Here is a 14855-nt window from a genome sequence, read left to right on the forward strand (position 1 = left end):
TAAACAAAATTAGTTTAGTTATCTAAATTATCAATAACTTCTTTTAAATACTTCTCTGAAAGATAATAGTCTAAATCCTCTCTATTTAACAAAAGATTGTCTGGGTTCTTCTTCCATAAAAAGTACAAGTCTTCAATAATCTTAGCAATCTTATTTTCATCATCTATTTCGGCTACATATGGATAATCTTCACCTAAAAGACGCCTTACTTCACTTTTAGAAGGAGATAAAGAGATAATCTTTTTATTCGCTGTTACACAGTGTGGAAATTTACCAGGTAAAAAAGGACTAATCTCTGATTTAGTTTCAAGAATAACGTTAACCGATACTAACTTTTGAATGGCATAAACAGAATTGAAAGAAACAGTTTTGTCTATAACAATTAATTCTGGTAGTTCCTTATTATAATCACTTAACATTTTTGAAAAACGCGTAGTATTACCAATAAAAATTAACCTAACATCATCTCTATATTGATGGTGCTTTTTAAAGAAGGCTAATAAACCTTTTAAAAGACCTTCTGGATTACGTGCGTTTAAAAGACCTCCTGCATGTAGTAAATTAAACTTTTTACTATCTAGAAAGTCTGGAAGCTCTATATCTGTTGTGTCTAGTTCAAATTGTTGGTGTGCCATAACAACACCATTTTTAATACAGCTATCAAAAAATTGCCCCATCCAATCTTTTAACAATAAACTAGGAAACACAGTATGTTTAGCATTTGTTGTGACTTCTTTAAAAAACTTTTCTTTTATTTTATATCCTGGTTCTTTAAAATAGTATGGTTGTGGGTAGCAAGAAAAAGGATAAGGATCATGTATATAAGCTAACCACTTATTGTGTAATTCTGGCATTTTATTTAAAGCATAATGCGGTCTAAAACTTGCGCCTTTACTAAGTGTTAAAATTAAGTCAAATGCTGATACTTCATTTTTTTTAATAGCTGCTTTAATACTGCTTACATCATTAAAAAATGTAAATGAAAAACCAAAAACACGCTCTAAATACCTTGCTAAGTTAATTTTTAAATGCCTTTGTATTACCCGTTGTCCTCTACTTAAAAAATAGAATATAGTATGTTTTTTTTCTTGTATTAAAATACAATCAACCCCTTCTATTTCAACAACTTTTCTTGTATAATGCAGTACAGTAACCTTATAACCAATGTTAGCTAAGTTTTTAATTAAACCCACATTGGCTTTAGAACCGCTGCTATCATTAACATCTATAGAATCTACTACAACTAGTATTTTAGAAGCCATTAATCAAAAAGGTTATTTTTAATATAATTAACTATTTTAATGGCTGCATCGCCACTACCGTAAGGGTTAGATAGTTTTTTAGTCTTTGATTTCCCCATTATTTGTTTTACTGTGTCTATAATTTTTTTAGTATCTGTTCCTACTAAAAAAGAACATTGAGCCTTTATACCTTCTTCACGTTCGGTAGTGTTTCGTGTTACTAAAACAGGGATATTTAATGAAGGGGCTTCTTCTTGAATACCTCCCGAATCTGATATAATTAAATTAGATTGACTCATTAACCAAACAAACGATGGATAATTTAAAGGAGGTATTAAATGAATATTTTCAACATTCGATAATTTTTCATAAACTACACCTTGCACATTGGGGTTTAAATGCACCGGATAAACAATTTCAACGCCTTTTTGTTTTGATATTTCTAGAATAGCCTCACAAACATTTTCAAACCCTACACCAAAACTTTCCCTTCTATGCCCTGTTACTAAAATAATGTTATTTTTAAAATTTATGTTAGATTTTAAATTTTCAATAAAAGTATTGGTATAGCCATGTTTAATTTTTTCTAAAGTAATTTTTAAAGCATCTATAACGCTGTTACCAGTAACCACAACCTTATTTTCGTTAACACCCTCATTTAAAAGATTATTTTTTGCTTGTTGTGTTGGTGCAAAATGATAATCTGAAATTCGCCCTGTGAGTTGCCTGTTTAATTCCTCTGGAAATGGTGATTGCTTGTTGTAAGTACGCAAACCTGCTTCAATATGAGCCACCTTAATATGACAATGAAAAGCAGCCAATGCTACCAATGCTGATGTAGTGGTATCGCCATGTACCAAAACCATATCAAAAGACTCCTTTTTAAAAATAGCGTCCATTTCTAACAATATCTTAGAACTTAATACATTTAAACTCTGGTTTGGCTGCATAATATTTAAATCGAAATCAGGTGTTAAGCTAAAAAAATGCAATACCTGATCAAGCATTTCTCTATGTTGTGCTGTAACACAGAGTTTAAACGGTATGTTTTGTTTAGCCAACTCTAAACAAACGGGAGCCATTTTTATAGCTTCAGGACGTGTACCAAAACAGATGAGTAATTTCAATTTTGTTTTTTTGAGTTAAGAAGTTGTTTTTTAAATCTAAATATTTTTTTCCAAATAGGGTACAAAACATACTTTAACTGATAAAACACCCTAAATTTTATATTGGGGTTTGTTTCCTTAATAATAGTTTTTATTAGTTTAAAATCCCTAAATGAGATAGCTAAATTCATTAAGTATTTAAATAAATAAGGCGTAAGCAATCCTTTGTTGTATAAATTAGAAATAACCAATTTTATAGCCTCCTTTTTAGAATTTACTCTAACTGAGTTTCCTTGATAAAACTCTCCTGTATTGGAACTTTGATGCTTCCTACCATAAAATAATTCTTTTTCAATAGAAACCCCTTCAAAACCTTCACTTAAAATTTTAGAATACAATTCCCATTCTTCAGCATACATTAAACGTTCATTAAACCTACAATTGTTAAAACACGCTTTTTTCCACATGACTGCACATGAATTAAAAGGAAGTTCATTAGTAATTAACTTGCTTACATCTGATTTTTTTATGTAGAAGGTTTCATATTCTTTTGATAAATCAAAATCATAATTAAAATCTCCTGAAAAAACAGAACGTTTGTATCTACAAAAAAACACATTATTTTGTAAAAGTTCTAAGACGCATAGCTCTAAATTTTGTGGGTGTACAATATCATCATCATCAAAAAATATAATGTAATCTCCAGTTGCTATATCTAAACCATAATTTCTACACCCAGGCAAACCTTTTAAATAGGTATGGGGTCTTTTAAAAAATTTAAACCTGGTATCTTGTTTTAATATAGGTGTAATTACCGCTTCGGTATTATCAGAACCACCATCATCAATAATTAAACATTCCCAATGGGTATACGTTTGCGCTTGTATAGATTGTAAGGTTTCTACAATAAAATGAGCTCTATTATATGTGGCCATTATGATACTTACTTTTTCTTCCATTTTTATCTTATAGAGTACTTAACTAGTGTTTTAAAAGAAGGCATATCTAAAACAAAAAAATACTTTCTGAAAACGAACAATATTTTTGATAAGTTTGAACCATCTTTTTGATTGACAATTAAAATTATTAATTGCCTTAAAAAAACTCTTTTTAACTCACTAATGCTAGAAAAATTAGAATTTTTCATAAGATCTTCTTGTACTGCATTAATAGACTTATGATTTAAAACAACGGTTTTAAAATTTATTTTTTGATGTGTTAATACCTTAAGACAAAATTCTGTGATAAATGTATTTTCTTTACTACAAATCAACTCCCAAAAATTAGCATACATTGTTTTTAGATTTTCTCTATATAAATTAAACTTTTCTGTATCTACATGAATTTGATTTGTTAAACTATTTTCATGTTTTCTATAATTGTAAAGTAGTTTATTTACATGTGTATACTTACTATGCACTAATGCTCTTAACCAAAAATCATAATCTTCAACTAAAAACAAATTTTCATTATACCCTCTATTGTTCTTGTAAACAGACTTTTTGTAAAGAAAACAGGAACCTATATGATTACCAAAAATTAAATTTTCAATACTAAGAAAATTAACTTCCCTTAGTCTTTGGCCATCATTATTAATCATATAAACATTACTATATGCAATGTCTGAGTCTTTAACTTTTAAGGTTTTCACCAATTCTTCTATAGCTATTGGTTCATAAAAATTATCATCACTCGTCCAAGTTATAAAATCTCCTTTTGCAATTTCATGACCAACATTGAGGCTTGCTGGAAGTTTTAAATTTTTTTGGTTATTTATAACCTTAATTCTATTATCTAACTTAGAAAAACCATTAATAATTTCAAGAGAATTATCTGTAGAACAATCATTAACAATTATGAGTTCAATGTTTTTATAAGTTTGATTTAAGCAACTTTTAATAGATGTAGCTAAAAATTTTTCTCCATTATAAACGGGAAGAATAATTGAGACCAATTTGTTTCTATCCATTATTTAATTCTTGATAAATAGTTCTCCATTTTTCATTAAGAACCTTTTGTGAAAAATTGTTTTTTACAAATTCTATTGCATTATCACTCATTGCATTTAATTTTGCAGGATTAATAATAAATTCTTTTACTTTCAAAGATACTTCTTCCGTATCATATTCATTGCAAATAAAACCTGTGTGATTTTCCTTTAGTGTATATTTAACTCCCCCGGAATCAAAAACAATTACAGGAAGCCCGCATGCTTGTGCCTCTAACGTTGCTAAACCTTGAGATTCTCGTAACCCATTAAATGAGATAACACTAAGTAATAAATAAACATCGTGTTTACATAATTCACTTCTTACTTCTTCTTGAGACTTAGCTCCTAATAAATTGACATGCTTTTCTAACTGGTATTCTTTTATTATAGCTTGTAAATTTAATCTTTCTGAGCCTTCACCTATAATTGTAAGCTCAACTTTATTCCCTTGCTTTACCAAAGTTTTAACTACCTCTATACAATATTTATGTCCTTTAACTTCTTCTAAACGACCAACAGTTATTAACCTTAGTACATCCTTTCTATTTTGTGTAGAAGTAATAGGATAAAAGAAATCTGTATCTACTCCTACTGGAATTAGTTTTAAAAGTTCATTAGGACAACCCAATTTTAAAATCTTATCTCCCAAATAAGGCGTATTAGCTGTAATGAGGTTGCCAAAACCAAACAAGTTATCATAATAACCATTATTGTGAATATATCCACTTATAGGGAAAAACACATCGTGCCCATGAAATGTAACAATTAACGAAGGTTTTAAAAAACCAACTTTTTTAAGAACATCTAATGGGTTTACATTAGTACCATATTGTACATGTATAGCATGAGCTGTATTAAATTGTTTGTAAAAATGTAGTTGATACAACCAAGTTAAACTAAACTTTGAAAACTCACTATGATATTTAAAAATGGCTTTTATAGATTTAAAATTCTCAACAATTAGAAATACCCATTTTAACAATCTTAATACTTTGTTCTTCGGAATTTTATAGTTTTCTACAATAACCTTATCTAACAAACCATATTTAAGAATTCTTGATGGAATTTTAGAAGTTTCGGTTTCAATCAATCTTCTTGTTAAAATCTGTACATCATAACCTAATGTTATAGCTGTTTCTATTTGAGCAACAATAAAAGTTTCTGACAGATGAGGAAACTCAGGTATTTTAAAAATAATGCTTTTCACTTAAATGTTCAGTTAAATAAAATTATTCTTTTGGTAGGAAATACAAATTTTATAAACGCTTTATACTAATAAAGATTCTGTTAAAAACAGATTCTATATTTATATAGCATAAACGACTTTATTACAAGTTTAAGACTTTCTTTAAAAGTACTTCTATAGGAAACCATATTTCTTAATTTTAAATATTCAAAAAGCGTTTTAAAAGAAAAATGACTTCTTTTTAATAGGTAGTTCTTTAAAAGTTTTTTTTCTACATTATCAAAATAAACTAACAATCCTTCTTTTTTGAAAAAACCATTGTTTTTACTTAAAAACTCTCTTTTAAAGTCTAAGTATTGTTTTACCTCTGCAAAAGTTCTTTGCCCTTGCCTATAAATCTCAATTAGGTTTTCTTCATGATATTGAGGCATATTTTTATAAACGTATTTAAGTAATTTAATACGTGTTTTTATTACACTTTCATTTTGTTGCTTTCTTCTAACTACTGATACTTGCGAAGTATGTTTTCTATAATCTAAATAAACCTTCTGCAAATTATGAAGTTTTCCAAATGCCATTAGTTCTACCCATAAATCATAATCTTCTGCTGGTTCTCTTTCCTCATTGTATTTTATGTTATTTTCTTTAATAACCGAACTCCTCATCATTATAGATGGGTGTGCCATGGAATTACCCTTTAGCATTGCTAGTTTAATTTCATCATCATACTCTGGCAAGCTAATAACTGTATCAGTGTCTAGATATTTAAAAATGGTTCCGCAGGCAACAACATCTACATTACTTTCTAAAAAATCTACTTGTGCTTTAAACCTATCTAACAAACTAACATCATCTCCATCCATTCTAGCAATATACTTACCTCTTACTAATTGTAATGCATGGTTTAAGCTATTGGTATACCCTGTATTTTTTGTTTTTTCAATGAATATAATACGATTATCATCTAAACGCTTAATAATGTCTTTAGTTTTATCAGTAGAACAGTCATCTATTATAAGTAATTCAAAGTCTTCAAATGTTTGATTTAAAATACTATAAATAGCCTCTTCAATATACATTTCGCAATTGTAAACAGGCATAATAACAGAAACTACTGGCATTTTCCCCATTATATATATGTTTTATTCAAACCAATTGTTAATTCTCCAGATTCAAAAATAAAGAATCCATATGATTTTAATATATCATAAACTGATTCTCTGATATCATATTCATCGTGTATTTCTATAGCTAATATTTTTGTTTTGTTTAAAAAAGACATATCACTTTCTTTATTAAATATAAAGCGTTCAGCACCCTCAATATCAATTTTTAATAAGGATACAACCTTTATATTATTTTCCTTTATAATTTCATTAACAGTAATTCCTTCAATTTCTCCTTCAGAGTTTTCTATTGTTTCTATAGACCAATCTTTACCATCTCTAAACCCATTGGATATGTTATAATTAACTTCCTGTTTATGACTTAATGCTTTATCATATATTTTAACATTAGTAAGGTTATTTAATTCAAATACATTAGTTTTAAAATAGTTAACGTTTTCTGGCGAAGGTTCTACAGCATAGATATATAAATCTTTTGAATTTATATGTTTATTAAGATACAATGTAGTATAGCCAACATTGGCTCCAGAATCAATTACTTCCAATTTTTCAGAATTATCAAAATTGAGATTTATTAACGTAGATACTATTTTAAATTCTTCGAAATTAAAAATCTGTCTAAACACATCATAATCACTATGTTGATAATCTCGTATTTTTAACTTAATTCCATACTTAGTGTCTATATTATATATGTTATTTTCATAATTAAAGTTAGCTATTTCCGAATTCTTCATTAGAAAGCTCTTAAATTTTTCTTCGGGAGGTCTATTATCTGGAAAAAAAAACCTGTAAATCTTTCTCAGTTGTTTAAATCTACTCATTTCTATTTTTATTGAAAATTCTTTTAAATATTGGTTTTATAATTCGTTTTAAAAAAGCTATGGTTTTATTAATTATTTCAGAAAATTTTCTTTTAAATGTTAGAAATTACTCTTAAAAATCTCAAATTGCCGTTTATAAAAGTATTTTTCTTTTTAATCATTACACAAACAAACGCTTTTTAATTTCTCTAGCTTTTAATCTTATAACAAAAAGCATTTCTTTTTTAGGTAATTTAAAAAACATCTGTTTTCTCCATTTTTTATCAATACCAACAGCATTTTTTTTGAAATAGAAATAAAACACAGAAATTCTAAGTATACTCTGTAATACTTTTAATAACTCTTTCTGTGAATAAACTTGCTGTTTAATATTCAATTTACTTAATGCCTTCAACCAATCAAAAAACAACTTAACTTCATCTACTTCAACGTATTGATTTAACAACAACATTTTAGTTATTAATTTATCAGAATATAATTCGGTGTTATATTTAAGTTTTTTAAACAAAAATAATTTTATTGGAATGTCGGCTTTTATTTGGAATCCCTTATGAACATGTGTTACTTGATTATTATGAACCCGATAATAATATAGTACCTCTTGAATATTGTAAAATTTGCAACTCCAAGCAATTCTTGCCCAAAAATCGTAATCTTCAACATGTACTCTACTTGTATCAAATTTATATTCACTAACAGCTTTTCTTTCTAACATTACAGCCCCCATACTCATAGAACAATGTAATAACATTCTAGCAACAATTTCATCATGAAACTCTTTATGCTTTATAGTTTTGTTTACATTTCCAAATTGTTGCAACCAACACCCACAGGCTTTTATCTCTGGGTTATTTTGCAAAACATTAAGTTGTTTTTCAAATCTATTTAAAACGTTAATATCATCGCCATCCATTCTAGCAATATATTGCCCTTTGGCTTCTTTAAAACCTATATTCAAACTATCAATAAGGCCTTTATTCTGTTGCTTTTCAATGATTCGTATTCTGTCATCTTTAAAATCTTTAACAATCTTTAAAGTATCATCTGTTGAACAGTCATCAATAACTAATACTTCAAAATCTTGTATGGTTTGATTTAAAACAGAATCTAAAGCTTCCTTTATAAAAGGCGCAACGTTATAAACAGGAAGTACAACAGATATTAAGGGTGTTTTCATATCCTGCCCAATATTAAAACTATTAAACTTTTTATTTTAAACGGCAACTTATGGAATGGATACGCTATAAAAGCCTTGTATAACAAATAGTATTGAGAACATTTTTTATTAGAAAATTTAAGACGTTCAAACCGTTTTATGTAATAATTAGAAGCTAATGTCTTTATATAACTTTTAGAAAAGTTATCAATTTTAAGGCGCAGCTTTTTCCGTCGTTTATAGGCATTAACTATGGCATAAAAATGCCAATATTCGGCTTTATAAAGGTTCTCATTATTTGAAATACTATGTTCATGCACTCTATAGCGATACAAAACCTTATCTAAAAACAAATGCTTACCCTGTTCTTCTAGTTTGTAATACAAATCTTGATCAACTGCCCGTTTCATAAAAGGATTTATGCCTCCAGATTGTGTATATGCTTCTTGTTTAAAAGTAGCAAAATGAGTTAGTGCTCCCTTAGCATAGGTTAAATACGATTTTCCTTTAGGAATGTTACTTCCATAAAGACTTGGTTTAGTAAAATTCATTTCTAAATCAACAAACTCATATTTTGAGGTAACTATAGCAACATCTTTATTTTTAAGGTGTGCCTTAACCATAACCGCCAAAGCATCTGGAACCAAGGCATCATCAGGATCTAAAAAACCCAACAATTCACCTTTTGCAAAAGTTGCACACGCATGCTTAGTATAACCACAGCCTTTATTGGTTTCATTTAAATATAATGTAAACCTATCATCACCTTTTATCAAATTATTAATAATTTCAATAGAATCATCTGTTGAAGCATCATCAACAATAATAGCCTCCCAATGGCTATAAGTTTGTGACACGATACTTTTATAGCAATCCTTAAAAAAATGTCCGTTATTATAATGGGCTATGAGAATAGAAAACAGAGGTTCATGCATAAGCAATACGTATCTTGCTAAAATATAAATTATAATTAAAAATTTAATAGAATATATAACCTTAACTAGCTTTAGTATGCTCTAAACACGCCCATACATCTTCACGGTCTAACATAAAATAATCACAATACGCTTTTATACTTATATAGCGGGTATGAGGCAAGTTATATTCTTCCCTAATATCTTTCATGATTTTTAGGGCTCCCTTATCACTTACCTCATTTAAACGCTCTATATGTTCTCTATATAAGTATAAACGCACAGTCTAGTTTCAATGTCTTACAAAAATAATACATGATATTAATGCTTTCGTAACAACTTATTAGCAACTATTAACAAGAATACACACAACCAATTGTTTATCAATACATTAAAAACTTATAAACAATAAAAAGTCAATAATTTTTTAAATAAAAAATTCAAAAAAGAACTCACACAAAACCTTTATAACCAATCTTTTAAAACTGAGATTACTCACCCCATCCCCCTCTCACTTCTCACCTCTCACTTCTCACCACTCACTTCTCACCTCTCACCATTCACCACTCACCATTCACCATTCACTCCTCACCTCTCACCATTCACCATTCACTCCTCACCTCTCACCATTCACCACTCACCATTCACTATTCACCATTCACCATTCACTCCTCACCTCTCACTTCTCACCACTCACTAATCACTCCTCACTCCTCACTCCTCACTCCTCACTCCTCACTCCTCACTCCTCACTCCTCACCTCTCACTTCTCACTTCTCACCACTCACTAATCACCACTCACCATTCACCACTCACTTCTCACCTCTCACCATTCACTCCTCACCTCTCACTTCTCACCTCTCACCACTCACTAATCACTCCTCACCTCTCACCTCTCACCTCTCACCATTCACTATTCACCACTCACTTCTCACCACTCACCACTCACCATTCACTCCTATAGATGTCCTATAGATGTCCTATGGATGTCCTATGGATGTCCTATGGTAATCCTATAAAGCCATATTAAATAAACACAAAGGCATTTTAAAAAAAAGGACATCAAAAAACACTTATTTTAAAAACTTAAAAATCAAACACTTACACAAATAACACGGAACAAAAAGGAACTTTTAAACCCTTAAAAAGAAGAAAAAATGAAAAACAAGAAATAAACCTCTTAAACCGCCACAAACCAGAACTAAAAAAAATAGCAGTTCATTTTCACAATACATTTACACCATCGAATTAAAAAAACTGTTGAAACCAGGCCTTATAGGTGCACATGTAAGCGCTAAACTTCAAAAGTAAGTTTTAATCGAAAAAAATAAGTTTAACAGTATAGCCAAAAATTATCAGTGCTATACATAAAGTTTAATTATCAATTATGGCAAAATACAATTCCATATTTAAAGTAGAAGGAACCATTGGAGATGTAACCTTCTACAAAGGCAAAGACGGATACTACGTACGTAACAAAGGAGGCGTTAACAAAAACCGTATTTTAAACGACCCTAATTATGCAAGAACACGCGAAAACCTATCAGAATTTGGTAATACTGCTACCAGTGGTAAACATATAAGGCGAGCTATTAGCAGCCTTATGGCCGATGCAAAAGATAATCGTATCACTTCTAGACTTACCAAAGTACTCAGTAAAGTAAAAAACGAAGATCTAACTTCGGCTAGAGGCCAACGCAACGTAGCCAACGGCCTCTCAACAGCCCTAGGTAAAGCCTGGTTAAAAGGATTCAACTTTAATACAAATGCCAAATTAGAGAGCGTGTTACTAGCAGAATACAGTTTAGATACCAGCTCTGGTGAAATTATTATAACAGATTTCACCCCCAATCAACAATTAATGGTTCCTGACGGTGCTACACACATAAGCTTTAGTAGTGCGTTTTTAAATTTAGATTTAGAAACCAACACCAAAGACTTACAAATAAGCCCCGTGGTAAACCTACCTATTAACGGAACCCCTACCACAGTAACATTAACACCACCAACACCCGCAACCGGGTCCGGACAAAACTTTTTCTTTTTAAAAGTAGCATTTTTTCAAGAGATTAATAGCGTACAATACCCACTCAGAAACGGCACATTCAACGCACTACAACTCATTGAAATTATTTAGAAAGGTGTTATTGTAACCAAAAAAAAAAACGGATGCACAAGCATCCGTTTTTTGCATTATAATTATCAAACCAAACTTGTCAGACTGAGCTATGTCAGACTGAGCCTGTCGAAGTCTTGTCGAAGCCCTGTCGAAGCCCTGTCGAAGCCCTACCAAAGCCCAAATGTCAGACTGAGCCTGTCGAAGTCTTGCCGAAGCCCAAATGTCAGACTGAGCTTGTCGAAGTCTTGCCGAAGCCTTGTCGAAGCCTTGTCGAAGCCCTACCAAAGCCCTACCAAAGCCCCATCAAAGCCCCAACTGTCAGACTGAGCCTTTAGGGCTGAGCTTGTCGAAGCCCTGTCGAAACCCCATCAAAGTCCAACTGTCAGGCTGAGCCTGTCGAAGCCCCCTCGAAGCCCTGCCGAAGTCCCCCCCTCTTTTATCTACTCCCCTTCCCCCTTACCATATTCCGTATAATTTTTAGAATATTGCACCAACCGATTCCAATCGCCATCAATCAATGCTTGTTTTTTTCTTCTACTCCATCCTTTAATTTTTTTCTCAAACATAATAGCTTGAGAAGGGTCTGTAAACATTTCATACCAAACCAACGCTACAGGGCGTCTTTTATAAGTATAAGCATTTTTATCGGTTCCCGCATTATGTTCATATAATCTCCGTTCTAGATTATTTGTAAACCCAGTATAAAATGAATCATCTTTACATTTAACGATGTAAACAAAAAAACTTTTCATTATTTTTTACGTTTCTTGATAAGCTTCGTCAAGCTCAGCTTCGTCAAGCTCAGCTTGACACACTTAACTAACCAATTATTTATTTTATTGTTTCATTTCCCTCACCAAATTCACCATATCAGACTGAGTCTTTAGGACTGAGCCTTTAGGACTGAGCTATGTCAAACTGAGCCTGTCGAAGCCTTGCCAAAGTCCCTCTGTCAGACTGAGCTTGTCGAAGTCCTGTCGAAGCCCTGTCAAAGCCCTGTCGAAACCCCATCAAAGTCCCAACTGTCAGGCTGAGCCTGTCGAAGCCCTATCGAAGCCCAAATGTCAGACTGAGCTATGTCAGGCTGAGCCTGTCGAAGCCCTGCCGAAGCCCTGCCGAAGCCCTGCCGAAGCCCTGTCGAAACCCCATCAAAGTCCAACTGTCAGGCTGAGCCTGTCGAAGCCCTATCGAAGTCCCCCCCCAATCAAACAAAATATACGTTATTATAATAAGCTATAAGAACAGAAAATAATATCACAAAATTTAGTTATTAAATCAAGAAGATTTTCTTAACACCAGAGTATATCCTGTTTTTGTAAATAAAGATTCTGACAATCTAATAAGTGTACCCAATTTATATAATATTTTTTGTACAAATTTAGACTCTCTTCTAAATCTAATATTCTCATTTAATGGACCATAACGATATTGTATCCGTTCAACAGAATATTGTTCAGAGATTGAAGCTCTTGTGGGGTTTCGTCCTAATTTGGTTAAATATTTAACAAAACTTTCAGGCGGATAGGGCTTAATATGCGATAGATCATCATAAAACCCACTCCATAATAATGGAGCTGATATAACAATAACACCACCCACCTTGCAGCAACGATCTAATTCTTTTAAGGTATCATATACCTCTTGTGGCTGAAGATGTTCAATGACATGACTCATATGTATTACGTCAAACATTTCATCCTCAAAAGGAAGTTGTGGCAATCGTCCCTGAACCGTATTTGGATATTTATCTTTAAGCCGTTTAGCACTATCAGGGTTTCCTTCAAATAGAAAAAAATCAGTCCTATTACAATATTTTGCAAAACTACCATCTCCTGGGCCAATATCAAGTACAATACTATCGGTCTCGATAAGCTCTTTAGCTATATCAAAAAACGGTTCTCTCTGATGCGTTATATATTTTTTATCTATCATTTAAATACCACTTTGCATTTGCTATAACAGGAAAATTTCTATACTCAGCTATATGTTCTTTTTTAAATCCACCTTCTAATACTTTTACCCGTAATATAGAAGAAAAAAAATCAAAAGTAATCGCTCCAGAACCTATCCATAATGAGATATTATAATCACCTTGTATGAGAGGTAATTCCTTTACGGCACCTGTAATCCGATTAATTCCCTTATGCAGTACCAACTGTTCATTAGTATGACCACTGTAAATTTGGTAGATAGGTACTTCTTGGTTTGATTTAAAACTGACTGCAATATCAACTTGCTTCTCCACATTTGAAACAATTTCATAATAAAAATTGAAAGTTGTTCCAGTTTTAATCTGGGAAGTGATTTTAAATTTTTTAATATAAACCAGTTTATCTAAAGGTATTTGTGAAACTTCAAATTCCGTCGAATAAATATGAGAATCCATACTTAAGTAGTTATCAACGACTTTTTCAACACTTCCATCTTTTATGATATTGCCATTTTGCAATAGAATAGCTCTTGAACACAAGCTTTTAACCGCTGCCATATTATGACTCACAAACAAAACCGTTCTACCGCCACCTCTACTTATGTCTTGCATTTTCCCAATAGCTTTCTTTTGAAATTCGGCATCACCAACAGCCAAAACCTCATCAATGATTAAAATATCGGGTTCTAAAAAAGCTGCTACCGCAAAGGCTAACCTAACTGTCATACCTGAGGAATAACGTTTTACAGGGGTATCTATATAACGCTCACAACCGCTAAACTCAATAATCTCATCAATTTTAGAGCTTATTTCCTTTTTGGTCATACCTAAAATAGCGCCGTTAAGATATATATTTTCTCTACCAGTAAGTTCAGCATGAAACCCTGTTCCAACTTCTAAAAGAGATGCTACAGTTCCTTTAGATTTTACGCAACCCGTTGTAGGACTTGTTATTTTAGATAGTATTTTAAGCAACGTAGATTTACCTGCACCATTTTTACCAATAATACCTAATACTTCGCCCTGTTTAACTTCAAAATTAATATCCTTTAAGGCCCATACGTAATTAGAATTAGCTTTGGCAGTTCTATCATTTTCTTCTCCTATCTTTTGAAACGGATCTGCTTTTCCTCTTATACCATACCACCATCGCTTTAAATCATCTTTAACGGTACCCGTACCAATAACACCTAGCCGGTATTGCTTACTTAAATTTTCAACTTTTAATATAATATCACTCATTATTTAGTGAAAAGTGAGTA

At 31.3% G+C, this 14855-nt stretch carries 14 protein-coding genes; 1 reads left to right on the forward strand and 13 read right to left on the reverse strand.

What is annotated here, in order from left to right; genetic code table 11:
- Positions 1-14 precede the first annotated feature (14 nt).
- The 10 genes from BWZ22_RS01520 to BWZ22_RS01565 form a co-directional block, all read right to left on the reverse strand.
- Positions 15-1262: a hypothetical protein gene (locus BWZ22_RS01520; protein ID WP_076697573.1), complete on the reverse strand. Its 1248-nt coding sequence runs from the start codon at positions 1260-1262 to the stop codon at positions 15-17.
- On the reverse strand, positions 1262-2368 hold the full coding sequence (wecB, locus tag BWZ22_RS01525; RefSeq protein WP_076697574.1) for a non-hydrolyzing UDP-N-acetylglucosamine 2-epimerase: 1107 nt from the start codon (positions 2366-2368) through the stop codon (positions 1262-1264). The genes BWZ22_RS01520 and wecB overlap by 1 nt, the downstream gene beginning before the upstream one ends.
- Positions 2365-3306: a glycosyltransferase family 2 protein gene (locus BWZ22_RS01530; protein WP_076697575.1), complete on the reverse strand. Its 942-nt coding sequence runs from the start codon at positions 3304-3306 to the stop codon at positions 2365-2367. The genes wecB and BWZ22_RS01530 overlap by 4 nt, the downstream gene beginning before the upstream one ends.
- Before the next feature lie 2 nt (positions 3307-3308).
- Positions 3309-4316, reverse strand: coding sequence for a glycosyltransferase (locus BWZ22_RS01535; RefSeq protein ID WP_076697576.1), 1008 nt, complete (start codon positions 4314-4316; stop codon positions 3309-3311).
- Positions 4309-5544, reverse strand: a complete 1236-nt coding sequence (locus tag BWZ22_RS01540; RefSeq protein ID WP_076697577.1) for a glycosyltransferase — start codon at positions 5542-5544, stop codon at positions 4309-4311. Before BWZ22_RS01540 ends, BWZ22_RS01535 begins: the two co-directional genes overlap by 8 nt.
- An 80-nt stretch (positions 5545-5624) precedes the next feature.
- A complete protein-coding gene (locus BWZ22_RS01545; RefSeq protein WP_076697579.1) occupies positions 5625-6653 on the reverse strand; it encodes a glycosyltransferase family 2 protein in 1029 nt (342 codons plus the stop codon).
- Complete coding sequence (locus BWZ22_RS01550; RefSeq protein ID WP_198027636.1) at positions 6653-7387, reverse strand: FkbM family methyltransferase; 735 nt, start codon at positions 7385-7387, stop codon at positions 6653-6655. The genes BWZ22_RS01545 and BWZ22_RS01550 overlap by 1 nt, the downstream gene beginning before the upstream one ends.
- A gap of 247 nt (positions 7388-7634) precedes the next feature.
- Complete coding sequence (locus BWZ22_RS01555) at positions 7635-8651, reverse strand: glycosyltransferase (RefSeq protein ID WP_076697581.1); 1017 nt, start codon at positions 8649-8651, stop codon at positions 7635-7637.
- Positions 8648-9565, reverse strand: coding sequence for a glycosyltransferase (locus tag BWZ22_RS01560; protein WP_076697582.1), 918 nt, complete (start codon positions 9563-9565; stop codon positions 8648-8650). The genes BWZ22_RS01555 and BWZ22_RS01560 overlap by 4 nt, the downstream gene beginning before the upstream one ends.
- A gap of 61 nt (positions 9566-9626) precedes the next feature.
- The gene (locus BWZ22_RS01565; protein WP_076697583.1) at positions 9627-9827 is read right to left on the reverse strand and encodes a hypothetical protein; all 201 of its coding nucleotides are present in this window, start codon (positions 9825-9827) and stop codon (positions 9627-9629) included.
- A 1104-nt stretch (positions 9828-10931) separates the two neighbouring features.
- On the opposite strand from BWZ22_RS01565, the gene BWZ22_RS01580 reads away from it, so the two are divergent.
- Entirely contained in the window at positions 10932-11681 is a 750-nt protein-coding gene (locus BWZ22_RS01580; protein ID WP_076697584.1) for a hypothetical protein, read from the forward strand.
- 422 nt (positions 11682-12103) lie between these two features.
- On the opposite strand, the gene BWZ22_RS01590 is transcribed toward BWZ22_RS01580, so the two are convergent.
- From BWZ22_RS01590 to BWZ22_RS01600, 3 genes are all read right to left on the reverse strand, one after another.
- Positions 12104-12415, reverse strand: a complete 312-nt coding sequence (locus BWZ22_RS01590) for a GIY-YIG nuclease family protein (protein WP_076697586.1) — start codon at positions 12413-12415, stop codon at positions 12104-12106.
- A 523-nt stretch (positions 12416-12938) separates the two neighbouring features.
- Positions 12939-13595: a class I SAM-dependent methyltransferase gene (locus BWZ22_RS01595; RefSeq protein ID WP_076697588.1), complete on the reverse strand. Its 657-nt coding sequence runs from the start codon at positions 13593-13595 to the stop codon at positions 12939-12941.
- Positions 13585-14835: an ABC transporter ATP-binding protein gene (locus tag BWZ22_RS01600; protein WP_076697589.1), complete on the reverse strand. Its 1251-nt coding sequence runs from the start codon at positions 14833-14835 to the stop codon at positions 13585-13587. Before BWZ22_RS01600 ends, BWZ22_RS01595 begins: the two co-directional genes overlap by 11 nt.
- Between the last annotated feature and the right edge of the window lie 20 nt (positions 14836-14855).

Source organism: Seonamhaeicola sp. S2-3 (assembly GCF_001971785.1).
Classification (GTDB): domain Bacteria; phylum Bacteroidota; class Bacteroidia; order Flavobacteriales; family Flavobacteriaceae; genus Seonamhaeicola.